This is a genomic window from Microbacterium sp. NPDC055599 (genome assembly GCF_053618975.1).
Genome location: NZ_JBSHIM010000006.1, coordinates 88,237 through 113,487 on the forward strand (window position 1 = coordinate 88,237; position 25,251 = coordinate 113,487).

29 protein-coding genes are annotated in these 25,251 nt (G+C 65.0%); 16 read left to right on the forward strand and 13 right to left on the reverse strand.

Annotated features, from left to right (window positions below; genetic code table 11):
- Positions 1-40 precede the first annotated feature (40 nt).
- Positions 41-661 (reverse strand): helix-turn-helix domain-containing protein, encoded by a 621-nt coding sequence (locus tag ACWGQ1_RS07305; RefSeq protein WP_452312655.1) that lies wholly within the window; start codon positions 659-661, stop codon positions 41-43.
- A complete protein-coding gene (locus ACWGQ1_RS07310) occupies positions 645-1,277 on the reverse strand; it encodes a hypothetical protein (protein ID WP_452312656.1) in 633 nt (210 codons plus the stop codon). Before ACWGQ1_RS07310 ends, ACWGQ1_RS07305 begins: the two co-directional genes overlap by 17 nt.
- Before the next feature lie 187 nt (positions 1,278-1,464).
- On the opposite strand from ACWGQ1_RS07310, the gene ACWGQ1_RS07315 reads away from it, so the two are divergent.
- From ACWGQ1_RS07315 to ACWGQ1_RS07345, 7 genes are all read left to right on the forward strand, one after another.
- Entirely contained in the window at positions 1,465-1,932 is a 468-nt protein-coding gene (locus tag ACWGQ1_RS07315) for a helix-turn-helix domain-containing protein (protein WP_452312657.1), read from the forward strand.
- A 216-nt stretch (positions 1,933-2,148) separates the two neighbouring features.
- Complete coding sequence (locus tag ACWGQ1_RS07320) at positions 2,149-2,526, forward strand: hypothetical protein (protein ID WP_452312658.1); 378 nt, start codon at positions 2,149-2,151, stop codon at positions 2,524-2,526.
- 2,922 nt (positions 2,527-5,448) lie between these two features.
- Positions 5,449-5,676 carry a helix-turn-helix domain-containing protein gene (locus ACWGQ1_RS07325; RefSeq protein ID WP_452312659.1) on the forward strand — a complete coding sequence of 76 codons (228 nt, stop codon included), beginning with the start codon at positions 5,449-5,451 and terminating at the stop codon, positions 5,674-5,676.
- Positions 5,676-6,785, forward strand: a complete 1,110-nt coding sequence (locus tag ACWGQ1_RS07330) for a tyrosine-type recombinase/integrase (RefSeq protein ID WP_452312660.1) — start codon at positions 5,676-5,678, stop codon at positions 6,783-6,785. Before ACWGQ1_RS07325 ends, ACWGQ1_RS07330 begins: the two co-directional genes overlap by 1 nt.
- Before the next feature lie 501 nt (positions 6,786-7,286).
- The gene (locus ACWGQ1_RS07335) at positions 7,287-7,841 is read left to right on the forward strand and encodes a hypothetical protein (RefSeq protein ID WP_452312661.1); all 555 of its coding nucleotides are present in this window, start codon (positions 7,287-7,289) and stop codon (positions 7,839-7,841) included.
- Positions 7,842-7,930: 89 nt separating this feature from the next.
- Complete coding sequence (locus ACWGQ1_RS07340; RefSeq protein ID WP_452312662.1) at positions 7,931-8,536, forward strand: hypothetical protein; 606 nt, start codon at positions 7,931-7,933, stop codon at positions 8,534-8,536.
- A complete protein-coding gene (locus ACWGQ1_RS07345) occupies positions 8,536-10,086 on the forward strand; it encodes a hypothetical protein (RefSeq protein WP_452312663.1) in 1,551 nt (516 codons plus the stop codon). Before ACWGQ1_RS07340 ends, ACWGQ1_RS07345 begins: the two co-directional genes overlap by 1 nt.
- On the opposite strand, the gene ACWGQ1_RS07350 is transcribed toward ACWGQ1_RS07345, so the two are convergent.
- A complete protein-coding gene (locus ACWGQ1_RS07350) occupies positions 10,083-10,967 on the reverse strand; it encodes an AbiJ-NTD4 domain-containing protein (RefSeq protein WP_452312664.1) in 885 nt (294 codons plus the stop codon). The genes ACWGQ1_RS07345 and ACWGQ1_RS07350 overlap by 4 nt on opposite strands.
- A 572-nt stretch (positions 10,968-11,539) precedes the next feature.
- On the opposite strand from ACWGQ1_RS07350, the gene ACWGQ1_RS07355 reads away from it, so the two are divergent.
- The gene (locus ACWGQ1_RS07355) at positions 11,540-12,034 is read left to right on the forward strand and encodes a hypothetical protein (protein WP_452312665.1); all 495 of its coding nucleotides are present in this window, start codon (positions 11,540-11,542) and stop codon (positions 12,032-12,034) included.
- Positions 12,035-12,412: 378 nt separating this feature from the next.
- Here the strand turns inward: ACWGQ1_RS07355 and ACWGQ1_RS07360 are convergent, their stop codons facing one another.
- The 7 genes from ACWGQ1_RS07360 to ACWGQ1_RS07390 all read right to left on the reverse strand — a co-directional run bounded on the left by ACWGQ1_RS07360 (position 12,413) and on the right by ACWGQ1_RS07390 (position 17,416).
- Positions 12,413-13,183, reverse strand: coding sequence for a hypothetical protein (locus ACWGQ1_RS07360; RefSeq protein ID WP_452312666.1), 771 nt, complete (start codon positions 13,181-13,183; stop codon positions 12,413-12,415).
- Between the two features lie 611 nt (positions 13,184-13,794).
- Positions 13,795-13,950, reverse strand: coding sequence for a hypothetical protein (locus ACWGQ1_RS07365; RefSeq protein ID WP_452312667.1), 156 nt, complete (start codon positions 13,948-13,950; stop codon positions 13,795-13,797).
- Positions 13,943-14,665, reverse strand: a complete 723-nt coding sequence (locus tag ACWGQ1_RS07370; protein WP_452312668.1) for a DUF6338 family protein — start codon at positions 14,663-14,665, stop codon at positions 13,943-13,945. Before ACWGQ1_RS07370 ends, ACWGQ1_RS07365 begins: the two co-directional genes overlap by 8 nt.
- A gap of 77 nt (positions 14,666-14,742) precedes the next feature.
- Positions 14,743-14,868 carry a hypothetical protein gene (locus tag ACWGQ1_RS07375; RefSeq protein ID WP_452312669.1) on the reverse strand — a complete coding sequence of 42 codons (126 nt, stop codon included), beginning with the start codon at positions 14,866-14,868 and terminating at the stop codon, positions 14,743-14,745.
- Between the two features lie 254 nt (positions 14,869-15,122).
- A complete protein-coding gene (locus ACWGQ1_RS07380; RefSeq protein WP_452312670.1) occupies positions 15,123-15,875 on the reverse strand; it encodes a hypothetical protein in 753 nt (250 codons plus the stop codon).
- 258 nt (positions 15,876-16,133) lie between these two features.
- On the reverse strand, positions 16,134-16,343 hold the full coding sequence (locus tag ACWGQ1_RS07385; protein WP_452312736.1) for a DUF4113 domain-containing protein: 210 nt from the start codon (positions 16,341-16,343) through the stop codon (positions 16,134-16,136).
- 650 nt (positions 16,344-16,993) lie between these two features.
- Positions 16,994-17,416 (reverse strand): TetR/AcrR family transcriptional regulator C-terminal domain-containing protein, encoded by a 423-nt coding sequence (locus tag ACWGQ1_RS07390; protein WP_452312671.1) that lies wholly within the window; start codon positions 17,414-17,416, stop codon positions 16,994-16,996.
- Here ACWGQ1_RS07390 and ACWGQ1_RS07395 point away from each other — a divergent pair.
- From ACWGQ1_RS07395 to ACWGQ1_RS07410, 4 genes are read left to right on the forward strand one after another with little or no spacing between them, the layout of a single operon-like run.
- Positions 17,408-17,791, forward strand: a complete 384-nt coding sequence (locus tag ACWGQ1_RS07395; RefSeq protein WP_452312737.1) for an aminoglycoside phosphotransferase family protein — start codon at positions 17,408-17,410, stop codon at positions 17,789-17,791. The two genes, ACWGQ1_RS07390 and ACWGQ1_RS07395, sit on opposite strands and share 9 nt — an antisense overlap.
- Before the next feature lie 32 nt (positions 17,792-17,823).
- A complete protein-coding gene (locus ACWGQ1_RS07400) occupies positions 17,824-18,162 on the forward strand; it encodes an ArsR/SmtB family transcription factor (protein WP_136035516.1) in 339 nt (112 codons plus the stop codon).
- Between the two features lies 1 nt (position 18,163).
- On the forward strand, positions 18,164-18,808 hold the full coding sequence (locus ACWGQ1_RS07405; protein WP_206252730.1) for a dihydrofolate reductase family protein: 645 nt from the start codon (positions 18,164-18,166) through the stop codon (positions 18,806-18,808).
- A 9-nt stretch (positions 18,809-18,817) separates the two neighbouring features.
- Positions 18,818-19,285 (forward strand): SRPBCC domain-containing protein, encoded by a 468-nt coding sequence (locus ACWGQ1_RS07410; protein ID WP_452312672.1) that lies wholly within the window; start codon positions 18,818-18,820, stop codon positions 19,283-19,285.
- 54 nt (positions 19,286-19,339) lie between these two features.
- Here ACWGQ1_RS07410 and ACWGQ1_RS07415 read toward each other — a convergent pair whose 3' ends face one another.
- Genes ACWGQ1_RS07415 through ACWGQ1_RS07425 form a run of 3 tightly spaced genes read right to left on the reverse strand, consistent with a single transcriptional unit; the run spans position 19,340 to position 22,102 of the window.
- Positions 19,340-20,293: a PfkB family carbohydrate kinase gene (locus ACWGQ1_RS07415; protein WP_452312673.1), complete on the reverse strand. Its 954-nt coding sequence runs from the start codon at positions 20,291-20,293 to the stop codon at positions 19,340-19,342.
- Entirely contained in the window at positions 20,290-20,928 is a 639-nt protein-coding gene (locus ACWGQ1_RS07420) for a bifunctional 4-hydroxy-2-oxoglutarate aldolase/2-dehydro-3-deoxy-phosphogluconate aldolase (protein ID WP_452312674.1), read from the reverse strand. The genes ACWGQ1_RS07415 and ACWGQ1_RS07420 overlap by 4 nt, the downstream gene beginning before the upstream one ends.
- Positions 20,929-20,962: 34 nt before the next feature.
- Positions 20,963-22,102: an enolase C-terminal domain-like protein gene (locus tag ACWGQ1_RS07425; RefSeq protein WP_452312675.1), complete on the reverse strand. Its 1,140-nt coding sequence runs from the start codon at positions 22,100-22,102 to the stop codon at positions 20,963-20,965.
- A gap of 182 nt (positions 22,103-22,284) precedes the next feature.
- On the opposite strand from ACWGQ1_RS07425, the gene ACWGQ1_RS07430 reads away from it, so the two are divergent.
- From ACWGQ1_RS07430 to ACWGQ1_RS07445, 4 genes are read left to right on the forward strand one after another with little or no spacing between them, the layout of a single operon-like run.
- The gene (locus ACWGQ1_RS07430; RefSeq protein ID WP_452312676.1) at positions 22,285-23,103 is read left to right on the forward strand and encodes a transporter substrate-binding domain-containing protein; all 819 of its coding nucleotides are present in this window, start codon (positions 22,285-22,287) and stop codon (positions 23,101-23,103) included.
- 52 nt (positions 23,104-23,155) lie between these two features.
- Positions 23,156-23,818: an ABC transporter permease subunit gene (locus ACWGQ1_RS07435; protein ID WP_452312677.1), complete on the forward strand. Its 663-nt coding sequence runs from the start codon at positions 23,156-23,158 to the stop codon at positions 23,816-23,818.
- Positions 23,818-24,525 carry an ABC transporter permease subunit gene (locus ACWGQ1_RS07440; protein WP_452312678.1) on the forward strand — a complete coding sequence of 236 codons (708 nt, stop codon included), beginning with the start codon at positions 23,818-23,820 and terminating at the stop codon, positions 24,523-24,525. The genes ACWGQ1_RS07435 and ACWGQ1_RS07440 overlap by 1 nt, the downstream gene beginning before the upstream one ends.
- Positions 24,522-25,250: an ATP-binding cassette domain-containing protein gene (locus ACWGQ1_RS07445; protein WP_452312679.1), complete on the forward strand. Its 729-nt coding sequence runs from the start codon at positions 24,522-24,524 to the stop codon at positions 25,248-25,250. The genes ACWGQ1_RS07440 and ACWGQ1_RS07445 overlap by 4 nt, the downstream gene beginning before the upstream one ends.
- Position 25,251 lies beyond the last annotated feature (1 nt).

Below are 25,251 nucleotides of genomic sequence, written 5' to 3' on the forward strand. Positions count from 1 at the left end.
GGCGAGCACGTATCAGATCTCTTCGAGTCTCAACGATGCCTCATTCATCCGGTGATGCATCCTCTCGGACTAAATTGATAATCTCCTCGGGATCCATTCCCACAATCAGCCAAATCCGAGGCGCAATCGGCTTGTCCGCGATCTTGAGTTCCGTCTCGAGCCCGGTCATGAAGTCATGTGCTCGCTCAGGTGTCCACTCTCTGGGCATGGTCCGTACGACCTCGCGCAGGCCGGGCAGCACGCCGAGCTCCTCATCGAATTGCCACGCGGGGTAGCGGCGTCGCGTTCCAATGGTGAAGAAGTACAAATCGCCATCGTGTGCGCGCCGCCGTACTTGGCGTGTGCCGATTCCAAGAAAAGCGGCTGTCTCATCGTCGCTTAGAGAGTCGACGACTGCTTCAATTCTCGCTCGGTACGCGGGGCGGAGCTGCCTCGTCATATCCTCCAGATCGGCCGGGGCTAGCACGTCAGCTCCCCGTTCTGTAATGAACGTCGTCAATGTGGTCAGGAGGGCGCTGATGAGCTTCGCATCGCGCCTTTGCGCCGCCGCCGTCTCGATGAGGGTGTTGATCGACTCCGAAACGGTGTCAACGTCGACTTGGCTCCATGGCTCTGATTCCATGTCCGCCGCATGCTGCGGGCGCTCATCTGCCGATGTCATAGGAGTACTTCTCGAGAATGCCGGCGACGATGTGTGGATTCAGGCCGAGGTCGAGCCAGTCGCAGGGGGAGAGGTGCCGACCGTCGATTGCAAGTTCCATACGCGGGGCGGCCATGAAGTAGTGCTCTGCACCCAGCGGCCAGTGCTCTGGGATAGCGGGGGCGACGACCTCGATGCCAGCGACCACGGGCTTGTCCGGCCGTGGCGAGAACTGCCAGGACGGGTAGAGCACTTGACCTTCGTGCGTGACGCGACGGAGGTACCCCGCCTTCGTGAGGCGCCTCATTGCGGTTTGGCTGATGTGAAGTCGGGCCGCTGCGCCTTCTGAGGACAGCGTCGCAGCCGCCACGCCATCGTGTGGCCCTCGCCCAGATCGAGGAGGCTTCTTTCTGACGAGCGCTTGGATATGTCGTTCCCGGGTAGCAATGTCTCGGAACTGCGGACCTGTGCGCAGGCTTCGAGCGACTTTGTCATCAAAATCGACGAACCCGTGCTTCTTCCACTTGGTCAGAACGAAGTAGCGGAAGCGATGCACCGTTTGCATTCGCTCGGCGGGTTCCCATCCGACCAAGAGCGAAGGTGCGCCGCCAGTCTCAGGTAGGAGGTGCTCGAACACTTCACGGAACGTTGGCCCCTCCGAGTGCCTGCGACGATAGTGCATGACGAACAATGAGGCCGCCAAACCCCATTCGCGCCCGGGGGTCCCTCTAGTGAAGTCCTCGAAGGTCGTGCTCCATGCGGCAGGTGGGCGCCCTCGTCCACCCCACCAAGCGTCGGGCCTACGTCTCGACGATGAACTTGCCATGGCCGCTGTGCTCCTCTCGTTCCTTCTGCGTCAGCCCGGTCAGATGCGGAGCTCACTCGTCCCGATACGGGACCGACGGATGTTCGCGCTCCAAAACCAGCGAGTCGGTGGAATCGCGAAACCAGACTATGGCTTACCCGTAAGCCCATACAAGGCTGCCAACATCGGAACGCTTGAACTCGTGGCGAACGGCGGGGAATCGGCAGACGCAGAGTGGCAGGACTTCGTCCTGAAGCTCGCTGTGCAATTGCGCCGCCACCGTCTCGACTGCGGGCTGAGCCAGGAGGAAGTCGCCCACCGTGCGGGCCTGAGCCGTTTCATCTACCGCCAGTACGAAAGCGGGGAGTCGCGCCGGGGGACGGCCGCCAATCCAGCGTTGCGGTCGATTCTCGCGATCGCCCAAGTGTTCCAGGTGCCTATCGAACAGCTCCTGCCCGAGCAGATGCCGGATCTTCGTAGCCGCTAGTACTGACGGATCCCGTGCGGTGGACTAACTCCGGACATTGGGAATCGCCATTTTCCCTTGCGACCCCATCACGGTATACACATACTCATGTTCCACGTCCGTCTCGCGCCGGCCGCTGGCGCTCTCGTCATCGCTTCCCTCTTGGTCACCGGATGCACTCCATCTGGTGACGACGCTGCCTCGAGTCCATCACCGACGCATTCCGACACGGCCAGCGTGACCGAGGGCACGCCCACGCCCTCGTCGAAGCCCGTCGAACCAGCGCCGATGGAGTTCCCGCCGGCGTTGCAGCTGGTCAACTACTTCCAGACCGCGGGCCTGCTCATTGATGCGCCCCGAGACAACAGCGACAAGGGCTGGTGCGAGCCCGACATGTGGGACTGCGTCGAGTTCCTCACCTCCGAGCAGGTGTCGATCATCATCCAGCCCAGTGCCGAGGGTGCGGAGCGGATGAGCGCCGGCGGCAACATCTACGTCTCAAGCGACGGGAATGTCGCCCTCTCCTTCGCCGCGCAGCGCACCCCGATCGAGCAGCAGGCGCAGTACACCCGCGCTCTCGAGGACTACCTCCTCACGCTCCCCGCTCAGGGCTGAGCTGCAGTTCTCACGGAACCCTCGTTACCCTCACCGGGTGGCGGGGGTTCTTCTTTTTCGCCGGCCGCACCCACATGCGGGCCCCGGAGGTCGCCCCGGCAGTAGTGACCGCAATGTGGTCCACTCTGGCCCCGTTTCCGGTCCATTCGTGGTCACAGATGCGCCCTCGGCCCTGCTGCGACACCCTTTTTCGTGAGCTGTGCCCCGAAAGTGGGCCCTACAGGACCGCCACGCGGGCCATCTGTGGGCACAGGTGCGGTTTCGGGGTCGATTTCCTCGGACGGAGCCTCGGTTCTGGTGTTTGGCCCGCTGAGCGGTCCAGTTGCGGTCCGATTGTGCCCACTCTGCGGACACTTCTGTCCCGGAAATGGTCACTTGTGGACCGCAATCCGGACCATCTGGGGACCACGATCCCCGGTGCTAAAGCACCGGATTGTGCTTCGAGAAGGGTGAAGGTGGGCGGGAGCGGAGAGCGAGTAAGGCTCGCGCCGGGGCCAGACCTCTACCGCGGACGGAGGCTCTCCAGCTCACCCGTCGCTGCGTCCGTGACTGCGTCACTCAGCAGACTCCTCCGTCGCTGATCGCCACCATCCCCGTCGGATGACCCACTGGCGTGAGAGCCCCTGGCGGGGCGTAGAGAATCCCGAGCTGAGGTGAGGCTTTACCTCCGCCGAGAGCACCGCTCGCAGGCGAGCGCCATCTTGAGCTCGCCGGCGGAGGCGTCGAGAAGGAACCTTCGGCCCGCGGAGCCTGGCGGGCGGGTAGCCGTCGCCGGGGCACCCCGGCGCGAGGCATGGATGCCCCCCCCCGAAACTGCCGACTTCGTCCGACCACGCCTAGGGCTCAAGTGTAAGTGGCCTCCAGAACTGGGCGCTTATCGGTCGCATGTCCCAACCAGGTCAACAGAAGTATCGACGGCGTCGCTGTGCTCCTTGTCGACAGTGTCCGACGGGCTCTCCTTCGTCGACCCCATCGATGGGTAACAGACGTCAGAAGGAGGCCGCAGCACAGCTGCAGCCTGCGCTGCTTGAGGACCAAAGGCAATCGCCTCCGGGCGGCCGCGTCGGGGGTGGTACCGGTCCGCTTCGCTCCCCTTTCCTCGCTTCGCTCCACGATTGGTACCGGTGTGCCACGTCGTTCAAAACACCGGTACCAGTCGACCCCCGACTTTCCGGGGAAAAGAGGTGCCTCAGGTACCTGACCTCCCTTCGGACCCAGTGGATTTCGGTCAGGTACCTGAGAGTGAGGTACCGCATCTTTTCCCAGATCAAGCACCAAATAGGATGCCTCATTCTCGCTTGAGCTCGAAACGGCCGCAAAAGAGTGAAAGAGCATAAGGGGAGGTGGCACCGAGCTACGTTTCCACCCTCGCTTCGCTCGGTCGGAATCTCGCTCGGTGGTCGGCGAGGCCGACACCCCTTCGGGCACCCATTCGAGCGTTGCTTCGCTCCTTCTCATGGTTTCCCTCACCCTCTCCGCTGCGCGTCGAGGGCCTCACTTCGGAGCTGGCGCTCCTCGCCCTCCAACGCCCCATCGGGGGCCTTATCGGGTGCTCCCGCCGATGCCGTGCCGCCGCTCCGCTCTGGCTCGGACGCCGCCGGTTGACGCCGCCTTTTGCGGGCGTCGAGCAAGAGCGCGGCAGCTTCCACGGCAGACCAGGGGGCCAGTGTCGCGGTGTTACCCGACCCTGCGAGATCGATGTGCCGAGGGGCGTCGGGGAGGAACTACAGGGCGTCGACGGTGGAGTGCTGCAAGCAGGTTGAAGATAGCTCTCGCCGGAGAGATCTGCGAGCATCGCTCAGGATGCGGAGTGGCTAGCGCGATCCTGGATGATGCTGACGATCATGCGTCGGATCGATCGTCCGTCGCAAACGCTCTTCGTCGGCGAGGTCACCGAGCGCCTCAGGTCGGTGACCCATACTGCGCTCGACTTGCATTGGCGTTGGTGGGATCGATGACCCCTTCTTCGCGGTCGACCAGTTCGCGGGGGAGCGTGCGGCTTGCTAGGGGATCGCTGCTGCTGCCGACGCTCGATCCTTGCCGCGAGGTCCGAGCCGGGCTCGATGTCTGACTAGCGAATATTCGCGCCACATATTTACGGCGAAATGTTCGTCATCGATTTCTTAGATCAGGCGGACGGGTGATGAGTGTCGAGTAGGCCGTTTGTCGGCTTCAGCGGCCTGGCGAAGACCGTACGACAGCTCGCAGTCCTCACCTCGCCCGAGCGGGACCGCATCGGCCGGTGTCGCTCGCGGTACTTCGGACAGTGCGACGGGTGCACATCTCGTAGGGGCTTCGGTAGGGCGCGGTGAGCCGTGGCGCCCGAAGTGAACTTCGCGGCTGGCGGTCGAGGTGGACCGTACCTGGAGGTAACTAGAAGCTTGCAGGTACAAGCCGCGAGAGAAAATATCCCAGGCCCCGCGGGGTAAACGTGTACGCCAGTCCGAAGCTAGTGATGAGCGTCGTTCCTACGAGAATTTCACGCTGATCAGCAATTTATCGAAATGTACCTGGTGTACCTCCTGCGAGCATCAAACCACTTATATGAGGGGCCCATATGCGTCTAGAGAGCGATGAAAATGAACGCCTTGTCTATCTGATTCTCTAGATCAAGTAGTTACACCAGGTACACCGTTCGTTCAGGCCCCGAAATCCCCGAGATTCCGGGAAAGCCGTCGTACCTGGTTGTGTACCAGCTAGGTAGTTTCTCGCAGGTACGGAGCAGGTACGTTAGCACCGCACTTCCTAACGTGGGTGGAGGTGGGTGCGTGTGTATAGTTGGGAGCAAGCCTCATATAAACAAACGGGCCAGAGCAACCGCTCGACAAGTGGATACGCCAAGCAACCGCTAATGGGTTCGGCTACCAAGGTCCTCTTGAAAGGTGAACCGTGCCTCTGCACGGATCTTTCAAGAGGAGACCTGTGTCTACTTCAACCGCCGCGAGCACTCCGCTGCTCGACTCGCTCATCACGCCGGCAACGCTCGCTGAGCGCCTCGGGACGACCGAGCGCAACCTCAGCGAATGGCGTATAACGGGCCGCGGCCCAAAGTTCATCCGGATCGGTCGTTGCCCGCGCTATCGTCCTGAAGCCGTCGATGAGTGGCTGCTCGCCCAAGAGCACGCGAGCACTTCCGAGGAAGCCGCCTGATGGGAACCGTCAAGGCGTACTCTACGAAGACAAAGGGGCGGATGTACGAGGTCTGGTACACCAAGCCCGACGGCACGCGTGGTCACGACCGCGGCTTCAAGCTCAAGCGAGACGCCGAAGCGCACCTCGCTACCGTCGAGGTGGCAAAGCTCCGTGGGTCCTACGTTGACCCGGCGGACTCGAAGATTCGCATTGCAGAGCTCGGACCCGACTGGCTGGCGCGCCACAAGGCGAAGGTCACCGCTAGCAGTCACCATTCAGTCGAAAGCACGTGGCGGGTCCATGTCCTTCCCCGATGGGGCACCCACTCTGTTGGCACGATCACACGCCGCGATCTCGCTCTCTGGTTGACGGAGCTCGGCGAATCTCGATCGCACACCACTGTCGCGCGCGCCCGAGACCTTCTGGGTGGCATTTTCGACGACGCGATGGAGGACGGCCGGATCGTGAAGAACCCGGCCCGCGGCATCGTGATCAAGCGGAAGCCGCTCCCCGAGGAGACATTCCTGACGCACGTGCAGGTGGAGGCGCTCGCGCGAGCATCCCGATATCCCACTTTGGTCCGCTTCCTCGCGTACACCGGACTCCGCTGGGGTGAGGCGACCGCGCTGCGGGTGCGCAACGTTGACACGGTGAAGCGGCGCTTGCTGATCCGGGAAGCTGTCGCTGAAGTCAACGGGAAGCACATCCTCGGCAGCGTCAAGAGTCACGAGCGCCGAGTAGTTGCGTATCCGGATTTCCTTGACGCGGAGATCGCCAACATGATTCGCGCAAAGGGCCTCGACGATCGGGTTTGGGTCTCCCCGGACGGCAGCTATCTGCGAGCGGGCAACAGTCGCGACGGCTGGTTCCAGGCGGCAGTTAGGAGGTTCATGGCCGAAGATCCCGACCTGACCCGAATCACGCCGCACGACCTACGCCACACCGCCGCGTCCTTGGCGATCAGCGCCGGCGCGAATGTGAAGGTCATTCAGCGGATGCTTGGACACAAGTCCGCAAAGGTCACGCTGGACGTTTATGCGGCCCTGTTTCCCGATGACCTGAGCAACGTGACTGCCGCGCTCACTCGTCATCGCGAACACCAACTCGGATATCACAGTCCAAGGTAGTTCCCCCATCGGGCAGGTCGACAGGTGGACCTGTCGCTTCGAAGGGGAATCGGCGCCCTCAGTAGCGAAGCGTGGCCCACTCAGCTGCCGTCCTTCTGTGGAAGAAAACTCGATGGCAACGGCGACAGGGCCGCGAGCTGAGAAACCGGGCTCGAATGTCAGCTCCATGTCGAGGCGAAGAACCAAATCTGAGAATCGAGAACTGGAGAAGGCCCGGCCCCCTCGGAGGGCGCCGGGCCTTCGTTGTGTTACCGGAGCCGCCGTCCTCGGCCGGGGAAGGCGCGGACGTTCGCCGCTGTCTTCGACAGTGTGAAGTGGTGGACCGACTTCTGGACGTGGGTCAACGACAACCAACTTGCTGCGACGATCATCGGCGGGTTGATTCTCGCTGCCCTTTTGTGGGGATTCTCTCGTCTACCGAAGGTTGGCCCACACGTGCGGTCCGGGGCCAATTGGTTGTGGTCCTGGCGACCGGTCAGCGTACGGCGCTACGAGCACGAGATGGTCCGCCTCCGCGACGTGGTTACGGCGGAGGTCGCGGTTTCCGCGAAGCTGGTCGCGGAGAAGGCGATCACAGACTCAGCGGAGCTGGAGAAGGCGAAGAAGGAGCTTGCGCGGCTCATGGTGGAGTACCGCACTGCGAAGGAAGCTGATGCTACCGGTGACGAGAATCCCTGGGACGATGTAGTTCCGGTTCCGTTGCCCGGCCCGGAACCGAGGTGGAAGCTGCTCTCTCTTGATGGAACTGAGGGAAGGTCCCGCCGCTACGCGGTTGCGAACCTCGTGCCGGAGAGCGTCGCGTTGAACGTCCGCATGGATAACTCGAACACAGGTTGGTTTTCGTTCGACGATGCCGCATTCTGGCCTGACTTGTCTGGCGAGTCCCGAGGCGAGTTCGAGGGAGAGGTCACGTCGACGGACAACTTCAACCAGGCCAGACTCAAGTTGACTTGGCACGACCAGAATCGGGTCCGACAGACCATGTTCTTCAATATCCGCGGGCCGAAGCCCAATCCCTGGGACGGTGCTGGTGGCTCGGATGACATCCCGTCTTGATCGCGGGTTCTTGGCGGGGATGCTTCTCCGCCACTGGCTGGACGCCGCAATGACCGACCGGTCGCTGAGAGTTCGCTAATGTACCGTTCATGACCCGAATCGAGGGGGAGTCGGCTCAGGCCAAAGGAGCGGACGGTGCGCGCCGGGCAAAGCGGTGGCTGGAATCGACCACACGCGTCAGCGCGAACTGGGTGAACCCCGACAAGCCCGCCGTTCCTAAGTTGACATTCGCGTGGCCCCATGGGAACCAGAACTTTTCGTTCGACCTCGGAGGCGTCCTTAAGTACGGCGAGTTCGACGGGCAGGTGTTCTTTGCCGAGTCGAAGAACTACTCAGAGCCTCACGACCTTCGTGACCACTACTCAAAGTTCCTCGCGCAGTGCTATGTTGCGCACCTCGACAAGCCAGGCTTTTGTGATCACTTCATGTGGATTGCATGGAGCCCTCACGACATCACGAAGTGGCCGATCCTCACCACGGCCGACTATGTGAAGAAGCACGTCATCAAGCACCGCGAGCGCGTATTTGGCGAGCCTGACGAGGCGAAGGCGGAGGCGATGGTCGATCTCGACGTAGTGTCGGCGGTGGCAAGCAAACTATGGTTGATCATCCTCTCGGAGAAGCAAGAGACGCTTGTCATCTCGGGCGAGCATCGAGGGGTCATCGACAAGTACGAGGCGGAGAGAGGCGACTAATGGCTGACTCGTCCGTTTTCGCCGCGCTAATTCACGACGGTCTGTTCGACCCGTCGCCGAGCGAGTCCATCCTCCGGGTGAAGAATGCCGTGGCGAAGGAGCTGACGGCGCTCGACGCCACGGCGCGAATCAAGCGCACCGACTACTTCAATCACACCTTTGCCCCAGACTTCATCATGACGTGGCCCGACGCGCGCACCCGCCGTGTTTACCTCCGCATGGCGTACGACCTTGAGGCACTTGTGGACGATGTAGCGCTCATTGACTCGGCTGACCCACTGATTTTTGGCCTCACCGAGGCCGAGTCGATCGAGGCGAAGACGCAAGTGAACGAGGTGATCGCCAACAGTGACGCGATGTTCACTGAGCCCGCGGCACTTGAGAAGCTGATCGACCGCAAAAAGTCTGATTCAACAGCGAACATGCTCAGCAACGCGCTCGCTCAAGGCGGGCGTGGATCATTCGTCGGTGACGAAGCAGTTGACCTGGCTGATGTGGTGCAACATGGCTTCGCTGCCGCTGCGCAGGTGGAGACCGAGGGGACGGCCTCGGCGGTCGAGGCGCTCAGCGATCGTTTGCAGGGTCAGCAGGCGTGGCGCATGAACCGCGTTCTGCAAGCGGTTTGGGAGGGTAGCGAGGGGTCACTGTCGACATTCCCCGGCGAGGCCGACGTGTCGGGGAAGCTGAACTCCGAGTCCCTGAGTTATCTGGTCAAGTACATGCGGACGGCCGATCGCGATTTTTGGCGACGAGTAGGGCGCGGGCTGACACTTGCCGACCTGGAGAGCCTCGACTTCGCAGAGGCCCCGGGGAATGTCGAGAGCCTCATCCAGGCGAATCTAGATGTAATCTCGGCTCGCGCAACGATCATCAAGCCGGACCCTCTTGGGCTCAATGCGACCGACTTGCGGGGGCGTTTCGGTTGGAGCAAGCGCGGTCGCCACATCACTTTTGAGGCACCGAAGCTGTTCGCCGTCGTCGGCAGCGCCAAGACGGATCTCAATGATGTGGAAGATGAGGAAGCGGCGGCGGTCTCCGTGGACGCCTTCATCGATCGTGCAAGAGATACAGACTTGGTCGAGGTCACGATTCACTCCGGGCCGGATCACATCAGCGTGAAAAACGATGAAGGCGCAATCAGCAACGAGAACCTCCGCGGAGTTTCCGCGACGTTCGGCGGCGCAGCGGAGGTGGCGCAGGCAATCGTCGGCTCCCGAACTGGTCGCGTGACTGTCGATCTCCCCGAACGTTCCGGCACGGGCAAGACCCAGAGCAAAGTGCGTATGGCGGACTTGCTTGTGACAACGATCCCGTTGGTGGTGGATGTTCCGGATGAGGTGCTTGATGGGATCAAGGCATTCTTGACCTACGACGACGACACCGGGCAAACCCCGCTAGGAATGTTCGAGCTGGAGCCAGTTGAATCACGCGATGAGCTACCTGCGCTTCTTCCTGGCGTGCGAACCGAGTTCTTACCGCCGTTTTTCATGTTTGAAGAGCTCTCCGATGACGTGATCGAGCCCCACTGGGATTCCTCGGAGTCGGATTAGCTTGCGGCAGGGGTGGGCGCTCGTATTGGAAACCTAGGCGAGCAGGCCGACCTTGCGTCCTCTTCGATGAGGTAGGACACGAACGCGGAGCACGTCACCAGGGCGTACTTCGCGAGCGCTTGATCTACCTCGGCGGCGTCGATTCCAGCGTGGCGAATGCCGTCCTCGTCTGAGGTCCACCCGTACATCTTGGACCACGCTCCCCTGAGCGCCGGGTGGATCTTCAAACCCGCCGCTTCTAGCTTGTTCAGTCCCGCCCCGAGCGTGCCCTCCCCGGTGACCTTCTTGACGACCGCTTCGACGGCTGAAATCGACTCCTTGATCGAGTTTGGATAGTCGGGTGTCTGCCGGTCGGCGAGCAACTCAACCGCGCGGTCCAGCGCGTGACGCGCTCCAGCAATGGACACGGAGTCTGACATTGCGGCGACAATCGCTTCGCTCTCGGCCTTCGAGTCCACTGGCGTTATCTCTAGCCCGATGAACCGATACCCGACGAGCTCGGATTCGAACCGCGTGTTCAAGGCTTTCAGGAACGCTCCCTTGAGTCCCTCGGACTTCGAGGTCTGCAAACGGTCCCAGTGCTTCATGAACTGTTCGAGGAGATCGAACACCTCATTCCAGTCCCGAGTAAGCACGGCCTCTTTGATCAGCTTCCAAACGACACCATCGGACGGCATTTCGTCACGAGCCTGGTTGAAGTACCAGAGCCACATGGCTTCGAGGACGCCGTGTTCAGTCGGGTCCTGGTACCACTTGCCGAACTCCTTCGGCAGGACCGCAAGAAGATTCCACAGTTCGAGTCGTGTCGCGTCATCGAGGCTTTCGCGCTGAACGACGGAACGGACCTTCTTGTAACCATGCCGCTCGGAGAATGAAACCATACTTCAAGGGTAGTGGTGGGGTGTGTCTGGGCCACGGACCACCGAGACCGACGAAGCTACGTCTCGGTTCCACGCTCGCTGGCGAACTATAGGTTCGCCGAGGTCAACGCCAACTGTCGACAGCGGCGGGCGCCACCTTCGCGGATCCGAGACGCTCGAATGCAGATCAACACGTCTCGAAGGGGCTCGTGCGGATAGTTCGGATAAGGGGTTTTATCGCGCCCAATAGGCCAGAAGTTGAAGTGAGATCTGCGCTCCGCGCGGGACCGGATCTGTCGTCGAGCAGCCGGAACGCGCCAGCGACGGGTCACGCAGCGGGAACTGCTCAGACGAGATCCGAGAGCGGGTCGTTAACCAGGCGACTGCCGTCGCGGGATTGATCACCCCTTGTTCAACGCGAGCGGCATTGCGCCTCCAAGCGCACCGCGCACCGACTCTCCTCACCCATCGTCCGGATGCGCATTTGGACGTCGTCGAATCCCTACTGTGGTCCTCCCCGGCCAGGTTCTTAAAGTTTCGAGGGGCGGGGGCTCGAGCGATGGCGGGAGTCAAGCACCCGGTAAATTGACGCCATGAAGGAGTCGAAAAAGGATGCGGTCGAGTTCGCCGCCGCGCAGACAGTAGCGGCGGTACTCGAGACATTGCCCTTGGGGTCGTTGTTCAGTCGCGCTCTGCTTGCACCGATCGAGTCCGCGGAGCAGAAGCGTACGTCGAGGATTCTGGACGGGTTCGCTACTGATATCGCTGAGCTGCAGAGCAGGAGTCGCCTCCCTGACATCGAGAGCCTCGCGTCCTCGGAACGGTTCATGGCTGTGCTGAGTAGCGCGTTTCTCGCGTCGAAGGCGACGGCCGACCCCGACAAGCTACGACGCCTGCGGAACGCCGTCCTCAACACACACATCAATAACGTCGACGAGATTCGGGCTGCGCTGTTCGTGCGCCTACTTGACCGGTACAGCGAGTTGCATGTGCGCGCGCTGGAAGTGGCCGCGCCCCTCCGCGCCGTTTGTCTCGATGGAGGCGTCGTTCCCTGTCGTAGATGGGAAGCAGGATGGGGTTATGCGTGACCTCTTCGTCCAAAGAGCGGTTGGCGACCCGCATGGGTTGTTGATGCCGGCGTTCAACGACCTGCGGAACGATGGCTTGCTCGTGCGCACGCAGCCCGTGACTATAGGACTCACGAACACGGGTGACGGGACGCGTCCGGACACAGTTTCGAAGCTTGGGCGAGCGTTTCTCGCCCTCGTGCGCGACCCCGACTGATCACCCCCAGGCGGGCATCTGTTCGCCGAGTGTGAGTGCGCCGGCGCCGTGCTGCTGGTTGCAGAGGTGTGCGAGTGGTCGAAGTTGTCGGGGTCGGACTGCATCTCGTAGTGCTCGGAGACGATGAAGTAGTGGTCGAGGTTGTGCGAGTCTGGGGTGACAGCACTTCCTTGTCAGCTCGATTATTCGGTCTTGATCACGGGCGACTCCTCGGCTTGCTCTGGAGGCGTCGTAGCGCGAGCTGCACGCCGGGCGCGCACCTCCTCCATGCGGTTCCGCTCCCGCTCGTCCTTCGCCGCTCCGTCGCGAGTCACGACGCTGAGGCTGCCGTGAAGATCTTCCGTCCATTTCTTCTGGTTGTCACGGATGTCTCGGAGCGCTTGCGCCGCGTCGTGGATGCCGCGCACCTCGATCCATTCGCGGTGCGTGTAGATGCCGAGGTCGAGGACCACCGGCGACGTAAACTCCTCGTCGTCGATCCCGAGGAAGGTCACGAAACCCTCGTGACGAGCAGGAAGTTCGGATCGCTCGCGGTCGGGCGTCCACACCCATGAGGTTCGCCATTCTTGCCCGGGTGCGAGCACGGGGAAGGTGGGGATGCCGACACGCGCGCCGTCGTCGGATCGACCGGCGCGTTCTGGCCAAGGATCCAGTACGACGCGGACATCCGTGGCTGCGGTGGGCCCGAAGTTCTTAATCACGAGGTCGATTGCGAGGTTCGTTGCGGCGGATTGTTCGGTGTACAGGACGACGTACGGCTGTGCGCGCTTCACCTCCAGATCGCTGGCAAGTAGCCGAGCAGCTTTGGCCTCCTTGATCTGCCCCGCGGCATAGAAGAGAGCTCCGATTGCGATGAACGCTGTGAGAAGCGTCGCTATCGCTGAGATCCAGTCCGTAACTGAGGGGCCCGCCTCAAGGGCGGCGAAGATTCGATCGAGGTCGTCGGTGGGCATGCTGCGATGTTGGCACAGTCTCAGCGTCGCGCGCATGTGTACCGGACCCGATCACGCCAGTATGCCAGTAGCACTTCTTGGTCGACGACCCGAACGCGCTGACCTTGTCGGGTCTCCCAAGTCATGGGCATGCCGGCTTTCCGCCATCGGTTCTTTGCGCGGATCGTGTGACGGACGCGCTTGGCAGCTTCGCGATGAGTGAGCATCTCAGTCACTGATGATCCCGCTCTCGGATATCCATCGGCGGATGGTCGTCGATTCGGTCATGCCCGAGGAAGTGCCTCGTCGGAAGCGTGGGCAGCGGTTCGCGTTCAAGCAGCGATGAAAGCTACCGGCACTCTCCGCCGTATGGACGGCATCCGCGAAATCGAAGCCGACAGCCGGGCCGCCCTCGCACAGCAGATCCCCGACGGCTGGCAGATCCTCTCGGTCCGCACCTATTGGAGCGGACCCGGTGGTCATTTCACAAGATTCGGCCGCGGGGTAGAAGCGCCGGCTGGGCTGCCGTAACCCGCACTCGGGCACCGCGACGGCCCACGAGATGAGGGAGGGGCTCGTCGGTAACCCGTGGGGAGGCGTGTTCGGTTAGGAGCGCCGCCCCCCAAGGGGGATCAGCTCTTCTTGGGGACGCCGACGCCGCCGTTAGGGATACGGGGCGGCGGGGTCGAGGGCCGCACGATCGCCGTAGGCTGCTGCCCGTGCTCGATCACGCTGTCGCGGTTCGGCACCATGTACTGAAAGCCGCGAGGGGTCTTGTCGTTAGCCATTTCTACCTCCTTTCTGCGTCTCTGGGACGGGTTCACGTGTCCAGTGGACCGAGTCGCCGTCGCTGATCATGACCAGCACGCCGCTGTCGGGCAACTCGTCGCCGAACTCGCCCTTGTCGGTCATCGCGTGCTGGCGGTGAATATAGATGCTGGGCTTCTCGGGGTAGGTCGAAACGAACGACTCGCCTGAATACCAGCCTCCGACCCAACTGCCATCGGAGCGGCGGACCGACACCCACCCTGCCTGATTGTTTGTCACGGCGTAGTCCCATGCTGTCGGGACCGAGCTGTATCCGTGCTTCGAATGCGGTACTCGCATCCAGCTGAAACACTTCACGACCCACTCAGGAGCACGCTTCAGCCACGCCGGCGGGCGCCAGCCGATGTGGTTCAGCTGAGACAGCGTGCTGAGAAGGAAGGGGACGATGACATACAGCACCAGAACGGTCAGGCCGACTCCACGCGGGTCTCGGATGCTCAGAGCATCGGAGTCCGGCCCGAAGCTGACCCCGGTGATCAGAAGCTCACCGAACATCACCAGATAGATCGACGTGAGGGCAACCGCGAAAGCTGCTCCCCGAGCCACGGCCAGTCCGACGTCCCGATCATGCGCGTACTCGCCGCGCAACCACCGCCGAACCCATCCGTAGATGAATCCCGGGAGGGCGAGCACGATGAACGCCGCGACGGCGAAGCTGCTCTCAGGTACGCCCATTCACGAGACCTCGCTTCTGTCTATTCCACGTTCACAGGATATTCGCGCCCGACGACATCGGGCGCGAACTCCTGTCGTCACGGGACGGCGATGGTGATCACACCGCCCACGACCATCTGACCGACGATGAACCCAAGGACGACGACTCCGAGGAGCACGTATCCGAGAACGCTGGCAGACAGCCGCTGGGGGAGGGGTGCCACGGAGGTGGGATCGGTGTTGACATTCACCGTGACGTTGACGCTGTGATTACTTGCAGGCTCGGGAGTCGCTGCGGGGGTATGATTGCTCATTGAAGTGGCCTTTCGGGTCACGTTTCGGATTTGAGCGCTCGGTGTTGGTAGCACCGGGCGCTCACCCGTGTCCGGGGGAGCGCCGTCGCGCGATTCTTCTTCTACCATCATAGCAGATGGGGTTGACAGCGATGATTTTGTGTGATACGCGCTAACCGTTCATGTCAGGGTTCCTCCTTGAATCCGGGGAGTTCTTGGGTGTTGAACGGCGCCCGAAGGGTGTATTCGACGTCGTTGTTGTAGGCGCTACCTTTCAACCAGTTCCGCTGCCGACCGACCTTGCTCGTGAGCAGCTTCTCTCTGCGCAGCCTCGCGATGCCGGTGGCCCAGGTGTCGTCGGATATCCCGTACCAGGACTTCACCTGGCTCGGTGGGATGACGAAGCCAGGGCGCTGAGATAGCCCGATCAAGAGCACGGACTTGGCTGGCATGTTCAGGATGCGGTACCAGTCCTCGGTCCAGTAGGCGAAAGGGAGTCGAAAGTAGTGCTTCTTGGGGGAGGTGTAGGGATCCCCAGAGCCGTCCTCCAGCAGTGATGTGATCTTGCCGCCTCGTCGGGCCACATCGCGCCGGACCAGCGCGTACTTCCTCTCCAGACGGGAGAAGATACGAGACACACGCTCCGCGTGCATCTTCTGGTCGCTCTCTGCGAGCCCGAGCGCGCGGGCCCATACGCCGGCATCCTTACCGGCGTCGAACGGCGGCGCGCTAGCCATCAGGCGGTGAAGGAGGAAGAGCTCGAGACCTCCACGATCGTGCGCCGCCACCATGTCAGCAAGCACGCCAGGGGTCCTCGCCCCGCTCACTCCACGCTGCACGAAGGAGTTGCGGATCTGCACCATGCCGCTGGGGCGCTTCGAAGCCTTCAGCATGTCGGCGATTGTCTCCCGTTCGCCGTGTCCTAGTTCGCGTTCCATGTGAACCATAGTGCCTTACCTCCGCATTTTTGGTGGCTGAGCAGTGATCAGTTAAAAACCCTGCCAACGGTTGCCTATATAAGTACCGTGGAAGTACCTCGTACAAGTTCCTCGTACAAGTTCCAGTGCGAGTTCCAAGTAGCCCAAAACCCTGCCATCGGGCTTCGCCCCACCCTCCCCAGAACGACGCCGGCGAGCGGGTGTTGAATCTGTGACCTTCTTGCCCGATGTCGGACCGACAGGAGCCCGGGTGCCTGTCTAGGCGCGGACGCGTGCGAGTTCGTCCCAGTGAGTGGTTGCGCGGGGGGTGAGCATTCCGCGTTTCATCTGCCAGGACGGGCCGGGTCGGACGCCGCCGTGGCCGAGGCCGGGGGCGTCTTTGCCGGCCTTCTTCTGGATCCCGTCGACGAGTGAGGCGATGCCAGCGTCTTCGTGGGTGCGGCGGAAGGGTTCGAGGGGCGTGTGTATGCCGGCGGGGAGGAGGTCGGTGAGACGAGTTAAGGGACGCGGGGCGTCAACCTAAGTTGACATGATATCTACTATCGGTGGGTCTAAGGCGCCCAGAATAGGGGCCTCTGGACCCGGGAGCGTGCTGCGGTCGTCTCATCCTCGCGCTCATCCCGGCTGATAGAGAGACTCCATGAGTCGACTACAGTCCGAGGTCTTGCGGATTCGCGAGCGCCGAATATCAAGCAGGATTTCCAGTCGTAGCGCAACTTAGTTCATCTCGAAGACGGCGTGGGCAAGGATTGACTCTATCCCTCGAGATGTCGTCGATGAGACGGTGGAGAATGCTCGTCCTCAGTCGTGCTCGCCGCGGTATGTGAGGTGAGGATCCATCGATCGGGAACTCGAGCGGCTCGCGCGGAACGTCGACGATGCGGCTCTCGGCCGTGGTGCATTTTGGTGCAGGGGAAACTGTGTCCGTACGTGAGCAGGCGGGAGCAGCTGGGCGTTCGCTCCCCGTAATCGCGCGGATATCGCCCTGAAGGACCACGGCTCAGGGCCTACGCAATGGGTTCAAATCCCACCGTCACCGCCACCACGAAGGCCCCGACTCCCCTGGAAACATGGGGATGCGGGGCCTTCGTCCTGTCGGGTGACGCCGACGGCGCGGGTCAGGGCCGTCCGTAGCGGGCGAGGAACGCGTCCACCGCGCGGGGCACTGGGCCGCCCGTCTCGTCGACCCCTAGCAGTTGCGCGTTCAGGGCGGGCCCGATCACGAGCCACGTGAACTCGGAGGCCGCGGCGTGCGCATCGTCGATCTGCAGCCCGCGGTCGACGGGGAGCTGCGCGAGCGTGTCGGCGAGGTTCTGGATGTTCCGGTTCCAGCTCTCCTCGAGGTAGAGCCGCGCGACCTCGGGGTGGGCCGGGGCCTCGGCGATCACGAGGCGTCGCATCCGCAGCACGGGCTCGCTCAGGATCCCCGCGCGCATGGTCTCCGCGAGCTCGGTGAGGCCGCGGCGCACATCGTCGTCGGCGGCGAGCCGTTCGAGCGCCGGGCGCATCGCGTCGCGGCCCGCGGCCGCCCACTGCCGCACGACCGCGGTGTACAGCGCGGTCTTGGAGGAGTGGTCGCGGTAGAGCGAGGCCTTGTGCTCGCCGCCGACCGTGCACCGTGGCTGGCGATCGACCCCGAGCCGCTCGTGGGCGATCCCGGATTCGACCTCTGGCCCGCCCTGGACAGCCGGTGGAGTGCCGGCGGGGCGGCCGACGCCGTGGGTCTCGTGCGCCGCCGCTTCGACATCCTGACCGAGATGCTCGACCTGGATCGCCGCCGCGCCGCCGCGTGGACGCGCGCGCGGCTGCTGCAGAACACGCTGTGGGACATCGAAGACGGTCACACCGCCATCGGTGTCCCGGCGAAGGTCGTGGACGAGGCGCTCGCCTCTGTCGGCGTCGGCGAAGGGTCTTGACGGGAGAGGCACCCCGCCCAATACTTAGGTATATGCCTAAGTATCCCGACGACCTTGACGCCGTGCTCCGCGCCCTCGCGGACCCCACGCGCCGGGCGATCGTCGAGAGGCTCGCCTCATCGCCCGCCATCGTCTCGGAGCTCGCGGCGCCGTTCACGATGACGCTGCCCTCGCTGCTGCAGCACCTCGGAGTCCTGGAGGCCGCGGGGGTGATCACGTCGGAGAAGCAGGGCAGGGTCCGCACGGTCACCCTGCGCCCCGGCGGCCTCGACGTGCTCCACCTCTGGCTCGGCCAGCAGCGCACACCGGCCGAGCACAGGGCCGACCGGCTGGGCATCCACCTCGCCCGCACCGCCCCGAAGGAGCACTGACATGACACGCGTCCGCATGGACCTGTTCGCCTCCCTGGACGGCTACACGCCCTCCGACCTCACACCCGACAGCCCCATGGGGGAGGACTGGGGGCGCCTCACCGCGGCCTACGCGGGCACCCGCACGTTCCGCGAGAGGATCTTCGGCGACACCAGCGGCGCCGGAACCACCGGTGTCGACGACCGCTACGCCCGCGCGTTCTTCCAGGGCGTCGGCGCCGAGATCATGGGCGCGGGGATGTTCGGCCTCCACTCCCACCCCGACGACCCCGACTGGAAGGGATGGTGGGGCGACACCCCGCCGTTCGGCACGCCCGTCTACGTGCTCACCCGCACCGCGCCCCGCCCGTCGATCCCGATGGACGGCGGCACCACGTTCCACTTCCGCGATGCCGCGATCGAGGACGTGCTCGCCGAGGCGTCCGACGCCGCGGGCGACCTCGACGTGCGCATCGGCGGCGGGTACCGCACGGCGCAGGCGTTCCTGCGCGCGGGACTCGTCGACGACCTGCACCTCCTGGTCGCGCCGCTCTTCCTCGGCCGCGGATACCGCCTGTGGGACGACCTGACCGGCTTCGAGAACACCTACACCGTGACGACGGAAGCGGCCGAGAGCGGCGTCGTCCACGTCACCCTGACGCGATAGGACACTGCGATGACGACGGAGCACCGGCTCGCACACTCCGGATTCACCCTCACCCGCGACTACCCCGCGCCGCTCGACCGGGTGTGGGCCGCCTTCGCGGACGAGGACCAGAAACGCGGATGGTGGGGCGACGCGGACGCCATCGAAGAGCGGGAGTGGGCGTTCGACTTCCGCGTCGGCGGGCGCGACGTCCACGAGGGGCGGTTCCACGACGGACCCGTGTCGCGGTACGTGGCCACCTACACCGACATCGTCGACCGGGTGCGGATCGTCACCGCGTACGACATGTGGCTGGACGGGGAGCACATGTCGACCTCGGTCGCGTCCCTGGAGTTCGAGGCGGTCGACCTCGGCACGCGCTTCACCCACACCGAGCACGGGGTCTTCCTCGACCGCTTCTGGGACGGCGGGCCCGGCCGGGAAGCGGGGACGCGCAGCCTCCTCGACGCCCTCGGCTCCTTCCTCGCCGGAGCCTGAGCCTGGGCGGGGCGGGATCGGCGCCGGATCGCCCCTGCCGCGCACCGCGGAGCCTCAGCGCAGCACGCCCTCCTCAGCGCCCAGGCGCGCGAGCTCGGCGGCGGTGGGCGAGCCCTCCCAGTCGCCCAGGGACATGCACGCGAAGGCCCCGACGGCCGCGGCCCGCCGGAGTCGGTCGAGCGTCGTGGCGGTGTTGCCCCAGAGGCTGAGGTAACCCGCCACGAAGGCGTCGCCGGCCCCCACGGTGTCGACCACGTCCACGGTGACCGCGGGCACGTCGTGACCGCCGCACTCATCGAGCGCGAAGGCCCCCTGGGCTCCGCGCTTGATCACCACCTCGCGCGGCCCGAGGTCGCGGAGCCGCTGAGCCAGCTGGAGCGGAGTCCCCTCGCCCACCAGGAGCGCCGCCTCGTCCTCCCCGGCGAACACCACATCGGCGAGCGCCGCAAGCCGGAGGTAGGTGGCGCGCGCGTCCCGCCCGTGCCACACCGCCTCGCGGTGGTTCACGTCGAAGGAGACGGCGGCTCCCGCGGCGAGCGCCCTGCGCGCCGCGGTCACGGCGCAGTCACCGGAATCCGGGCCGAGGCCGGGCAGGATGCCGGTCAGGTGAACGACATCCGCCGTCGCGAGCAGTCCGTCCGGCAGATCGGCGGGGGAGAGGCGGGATGCGGCGCTGTCGCGGCGCCAGAAGGTCACGGTCGCCATCGCGGTCGTCCGGCGATGTTTGTGCATCAGTCCGGTGGGACGATCGGGGTCGCGTTCCGCGTGCACGGCTACGCCCTCCGCCCGCAACTCCCGCACGACCAGGTCTCCGAGCGGGTCGTCGCCGAGCCGACTCACCCACGTCGCCCGCCCGCCGAGGCGCGCCAGGGTGATCGCGACGTTGCTCTCCGCGCCCCCGAAACTGAGGGAGTGTGCGCGCGCGGCGTCGAGGGGTCCCGGTCGGTCGTTCGTGACGAGGCCCATGGTCTCGCCGACCGTTACGACGTGCGGGTGCAGCGACGTCACGGACGGCGTCCACGCTCGACCGCCGCGAGCGCCCGCGCGGCCCGGTCGCCGAGCGCGGACAGGCTCCCCCCGGCGAACGCATCGCCCAGCAGCGGTCCGCCCAGACTCACGGCGACGCACCCCGCGGCGATCCACGCGGGGATGTCGTCGAGCGCGACGCCCCCGGACGGCATCGTGAGCACACCGGGGTAGGGGCCGGCGAGCTGTCCGATGAATCCGGGGCCGACGGTCGCGGCGGGGAAGATCTTCACCGCGGCCGCGCCGAGCCTCCACGCGGCGTTCACCTCGGTCGGAGTCACCGCGCCGGGGTAGACGGGCACCCCAGCCGAGACCGCGACCTCCGCCACCTCCGTCACGACTCCGGGGGAGACGAGGAAGCGCGCTCCGGCGTCGACCGCGTCACGGGCGTCCCGCTCCTCTAATACGGTGCCGACCCCGATCTCCGCCTCGGGTGCTGCCGCGATGAGCTGCGGCAGCACCGCGAGGGTGCCGGGGGTCGTCAGTGTCAGCTCGATGCACCGGATCCCGCTGTCGGCGAGGGTCTCTACCACCGGCTCGTACAGTCGGGCGTCTGGCGCGCGGAGCACGGCCATCACGCCGGTGCGGGTGAGGGTGGCCGAGGGGGTGGTGCGCATGGGCGGGTCTCCGGTGATCGAGTGGGCGGGGCTGTCACGCCGCAGGGACGGCGAAGTCCGGTCGGGTGCCGTAGCGGGCGAGCGCATCCTCGTCGAGGGTCACACCGAGCCCGGGGTCGGCCGGGATGTCGAGGAACCCCTCGGCGTCCAGCGTCCAGCCGCCGCGGATCAGGTCGTCGACGTATGCCGAGCCGGTCTTGTACTCCACGAGGTCGGTCGAGGAGAGGGCCGAGGCGAGCTGCAGGTCCGCCGCGAGGCCGATTCCCGTGTTCCAGCCGTGCGGGATCAGGCGGATGCCGCGGTCTTGGGCGGCCCAGCCGATCCGACGCGACTCGCTGAGGCCGCCTCCCTTCGTGGTGTCGGGTTGCACGATGTCGAACGCGTGCCGGTCGAGGTACGGCTCGAAGCTCTGGCGCCGGGTGAGCACCTCGCCCCCCGAGATCCGCACCGGCGACGTCGCGCGCAGCTCCGTGAATCCGTCGAGGTTGTCGGGGGCGAGCGCCTCCTCGAACCAGGCGACGTCGTAGTCGGCCAGCATCCGGGCGGTGCGCTTCGCCCAGGCGACGTCGCCGGGGAAGAACGCCTCCGAGCCGCCGGCGTCGACCGCCAGCAGGCGATCGCCCACCGCCGCCCTCGCCGCGGCGACGGTGGCCTCGTCGGTCGCGGCGTCGACGCGCCCGAACCTCCACCAGCCGATCTTGAACGCGGAGAACCCGCTCGCGACCAGGTCTTCGAGGTTCTCGGTCATGGGGCCCGCCTCGTCCATCAGCACCGAGGCGTAGGGGCGCACGCGGTCGCGGTAACGTCCGCCGAGCAGTCGCCCGACCGGCTGGGCGGAGGCCTTCCCTGCGATGTCCCACAGGGCGATGTCGATCGCGCTCGTCGCGTGGGTGAGGGAGCCACCGCGCCCCATCCAGAAGGCGGTCTGGTGGAGCGTCTCGGTGAGGCGCTCCACCTCGAGCGGGTTCTCGCCGATGAGGTGCGGGGACAGCAGGTCGATCGCGCCCCGCACGAGGCTTTCGGTGGTGAAGGCGCTGCCGATGCCCACGGTGCCGTCGTCGGTGTGGACCGCGACGAGGGTGTGGACGATGTCGTCCGGCTGCAGTTCGTGCGACCACCCGCCCTCGGGTGTCGCACCCCGCAGGCCGCACGTGTCGATTCGGGTGATGCGCATGAAGACCTTCCAACCGTGATGAGGGAAAGGGAGCCCCTTCCGAGAACTGAAGATAGTCGATTGTCGACAACAGGGCAATCCATCGGTAATGTCTGTTTCTGCACCCAGCAGCGGTGCGATCAGCGACTCACAGCGTTGTGCACGACGGCAGCGCCGGAGGCCCGAACCCGAAAGGCATCACAATGAAGTTGACGCGCATCCTGGCCGGCGTGGCCGTCGCCGCGACCGCCGCCCTCGCCCTCTCCGCGTGCACCTCGAGCGGCAGCCCGGCAGCGGGGACGCAGGGGAGCACCCTCACCACCGTCCTCGAGAAGAAGACGCTCGTGGTCGGCGTGTTCGCCGACGCCCCGCCCTACGGGGTCATGAAGAGCTCGGGCGAGTACGAGGGCTTCGACATCGACGCCGCGCAGGCGCTCGCCGACTCCCTCGGTGCGAAGATCGAGTACGTCTCCACCACCAACGCCAACCGCATCCCCCTGCTGGAGACCGGCAAGGTCGACATCGTCATCGCCGCGCTCACCAACCTGGACGAGCGCGCGCAGAAGGTCGCGATGTCCCGCGCGTATGCCGCCGAGGGTCAGGTCGTGCTCGTGCCGGCGGGCAGCGACATCACCTCCTACGACGACCTCGCCGGACGCACCGTCGCCGCCACCCGCGGGAGCGTGCCGGCGACCATCCTCGAGAACCGGTTCCCCGAGGCGAACGCGAGCCTCTTCGAAGCCGTCGCCGACTCGATCCAGGCGCTGCGCAGCAACAAGGTCGACGCGCTCATGGAGAGCAATTCCGTGGCGCAGGGCATCCTCGCCGACTCCGGGGACGAGTTCGTGATCGTCGACGCCCCGCAGCTGAGCCCCTCCGTGGTGTCCATGGGACTCAAGCAGGGCGACCAGCTGTGGCTGAACTACGTCAACAACTTCATCCTCAACTACAACATCAGCGACGCCGCGAACGACTCGTACAACACGTGGCTCGGCACCGACGTCCCCGAACTGATCAAGTAGCGACCCCTCGGCTGCCCCGCCCGCCGGGTGGGGCAGCCGGAACGGAAAACTCATGCAACTGTTCTTCGGGGACCTGATCCCCTATGCCCCCGAGCTCCTCACCGGACTCGGCATCAGCGTGCTCATCACGCTCGCGGCGGTGCTGATCGGCTCGCCCCTCGGCGTCGGGGTGTACCTGCTGCGGGCGTCGCGTCACGTCGTCCTCCGGTCGATCGGTGCCACCTACGTCGAGGTCATCCGCAACACCCCGCTGCTGCTGCAGCTGTACCTCATCTATTTCGCCCTGCCGTCCGTCGGCGTGAACTTCGATCCCGTCACGGCAGGCGTCATCGCGCTCAGCGTCAACAACTCCGCCTATCTCGCGGAGATCTATCGCGCCGGCTTCGAAGCGATCCCGAAGGGGCAGATCGAGGCGGCGGACGCGCTCGGGCTCGCGCGGCGCACCACGTTCTTCCACGTGCGCCTTGTGCCGGCCCTGCGCAACGTGCTCCCGTCGCTGACCAACCAGGTGATCCTGCTCTTCCTGGCCTCGTCGATCGCCTCGATCGTGGCCGTGCCGGAGCTCATGCACGTGATGATGGGCATCACGACGAGCACCTTCCGCACCATCGAGACCTTCGTCGTCGGGGGACTCCTCTACTTCATCGTCGCCTTCCTGATCGCGGGCGCGTCCCGACTCATCGAGACGCGCGGCATCCGCTGGAAGGTGGCCTGATGTTCACGTCGTTCGATCTCCCCGACCTGCTCCTGATCCTGCAGGGCGCGTTCGTGACCCTCCAGATCTGTCTGCTCGCTGTCCTGCTCGGGGGGGCTGTCGGCATCGTGTCCGGCGTCCTCGCGGCGAGCCCGTTCGCCCCGCTGCGGTGGGTCAGCGCGATCTGGGTGGGTGCGATCCGCGGCGTTCCCGTGCTGCTGATCATCTTCTTCGTCTACTTCGCCCTGCCGCTGCTGTCGCCGGGCAGCAACGTTCCCGACTACTGGGCCGCGATCATCGCGCTCACGATCTTCGCCTCGGCCTACATCAGCGAGATCGTTCGCGGCAGCATCCAGGCCATCCCGCGCGGACAGTTCGAGGCCGCGCAGGCTCTCGGCCTGTCGTGGCCCCAGCAACTGCGCTTCGTGGTGATGCCGCAGGCCGCGCGCATCATGGTGCCGCCCGGCATCGGCTTCCTCGTGGTGCTGATCAAGGACAGCTCCCTGGTGGCCGTGATCGGTCTGATCGAGCTCACGCGCGCCGGAAACATCGTCGCCTCGCAGACCGGCCAGCCCATCCTCGCCTACGTGGTGGTGGGCGCGGTCTACTTCGTCATCTGCTTCGCCCTTTCCGTCGCCGGACGGCGGTACGAGCGGCGACTCACCATCCACGCGCCGGCCCCCCGGGTCGAAGACGCGCTCGCCCCCTCACGAGGAGACTCGAAATGATCACTGTCACCGACCTGCGACTCAGCTTCGGCTCCACCGAAGTGCTCCACGGAATCAGCTGCGACGTCGCCGAGGGCGAGGTGGTGTGCATCATCGGGGCCTCCGGTTCCGGCAAGAGCACGCTCTTGCGCTGCATGAACGGTCTCGAGACGCCCAGCCACGGCAGCATCGAGGTGAACGGTCACGTCCTCACGGCGAAGGAGCGCCGAGCGGATCTCGCCGCCGTGCGCCGGGACGTGGGGATGGTGTTCCAGCAGTTCAACCTCTTCCCCCATCTCACCGCCCGCGAGAACGTCACGCTCGCCCCGCGCAAGGTGCTCGGACTGAACGCCGCGGACGCGCGCGAGCGTGCGGACGCGCTGCTGGCGAAGGTGGGGCTGGCCGCGAAGGCCGACTCCTTCCCGGGCAACCTGTCCGGAGGTCAGGCCCAGCGCGTCGCGATCGCGCGCGCCCTCGCCATGCAACCCCGGGTGATGCTGTTCGACGAGCCGACCTCCGCACTCGACCCCGAGATCGTCGGCGAGGTGCTGTCGGTGATGAAGGGGCTCGCCGCGGAAGGGATGACGATGGTCGTCGTCACGCACGAGATCGGATTCGCGCGCGAGGTCGCCGACCGGGTGATCTACATGGACGACGGGCGGATCGTCGAGAGCGGCTCCCCGCACGAGCTGCTGTCGAACGCGCAGACCGAGCGGGCGCGCGCGTTCCTCGGGAAGGTGCTCTGAC

Coding starts and splice junctions, on each gene's coding strand:
- ACWGQ1_RS07305 (WP_452312655.1), bottom strand. CDS start 661: ATGACATCGGCAGATGAGCGCCCGCAGCATGCGGCGGACATGGAATCA.
- ACWGQ1_RS07315 (WP_452312657.1), top strand. CDS start 1,465: ATGGCCGCTGTGCTCCTCTCGTTCCTTCTGCGTCAGCCCGGTCAGATG.
- ACWGQ1_RS07330 (WP_452312660.1), top strand. CDS start 5,676: ATGGGAACCGTCAAGGCGTACTCTACGAAGACAAAGGGGCGGATGTAC.
- ACWGQ1_RS07335 (WP_452312661.1), top strand. CDS start 7,287: ATGGTCCGCCTCCGCGACGTGGTTACGGCGGAGGTCGCGGTTTCCGCG.
- ACWGQ1_RS07340 (WP_452312662.1), top strand. CDS start 7,931: ATGACCCGAATCGAGGGGGAGTCGGCTCAGGCCAAAGGAGCGGACGGT.
- ACWGQ1_RS07345 (WP_452312663.1), top strand. CDS start 8,536: ATGGCTGACTCGTCCGTTTTCGCCGCGCTAATTCACGACGGTCTGTTC.
- ACWGQ1_RS07350 (WP_452312664.1), bottom strand. CDS start 10,967: ATGGTTTCATTCTCCGAGCGGCATGGTTACAAGAAGGTCCGTTCCGTC.
- ACWGQ1_RS07355 (WP_452312665.1), top strand. CDS start 11,540: ATGAAGGAGTCGAAAAAGGATGCGGTCGAGTTCGCCGCCGCGCAGACA.
- ACWGQ1_RS07360 (WP_452312666.1), bottom strand. CDS start 13,183: ATGCCCACCGACGACCTCGATCGAATCTTCGCCGCCCTTGAGGCGGGC.
- ACWGQ1_RS07365 (WP_452312667.1), bottom strand. CDS start 13,950: ATGGCTAACGACAAGACCCCTCGCGGCTTTCAGTACATGGTGCCGAAC.
- ACWGQ1_RS07370 (WP_452312668.1), bottom strand. CDS start 14,665: ATGGGCGTACCTGAGAGCAGCTTCGCCGTCGCGGCGTTCATCGTGCTC.
- ACWGQ1_RS07380 (WP_452312670.1), bottom strand. CDS start 15,875: ATGGAACGCGAACTAGGACACGGCGAACGGGAGACAATCGCCGACATG.
- ACWGQ1_RS07400 (WP_136035516.1), top strand. CDS start 17,824: ATGCCTAAGTATCCCGACGACCTTGACGCCGTGCTCCGCGCCCTCGCG.
- ACWGQ1_RS07405 (WP_206252730.1), top strand. CDS start 18,164: ATGACACGCGTCCGCATGGACCTGTTCGCCTCCCTGGACGGCTACACG.
- ACWGQ1_RS07410 (WP_452312672.1), top strand. CDS start 18,818: ATGACGACGGAGCACCGGCTCGCACACTCCGGATTCACCCTCACCCGC.
- ACWGQ1_RS07420 (WP_452312674.1), bottom strand. CDS start 20,928: ATGCGCACCACCCCCTCGGCCACCCTCACCCGCACCGGCGTGATGGCC.
- ACWGQ1_RS07425 (WP_452312675.1), bottom strand. CDS start 22,102: ATGCGCATCACCCGAATCGACACGTGCGGCCTGCGGGGTGCGACACCC.
- ACWGQ1_RS07430 (WP_452312676.1), top strand. CDS start 22,285: ATGAAGTTGACGCGCATCCTGGCCGGCGTGGCCGTCGCCGCGACCGCC.
- ACWGQ1_RS07435 (WP_452312677.1), top strand. CDS start 23,156: ATGCAACTGTTCTTCGGGGACCTGATCCCCTATGCCCCCGAGCTCCTC.
- ACWGQ1_RS07440 (WP_452312678.1), top strand. CDS start 23,818: ATGTTCACGTCGTTCGATCTCCCCGACCTGCTCCTGATCCTGCAGGGC.
- ACWGQ1_RS07445 (WP_452312679.1), top strand. CDS start 24,522: ATGATCACTGTCACCGACCTGCGACTCAGCTTCGGCTCCACCGAAGTG.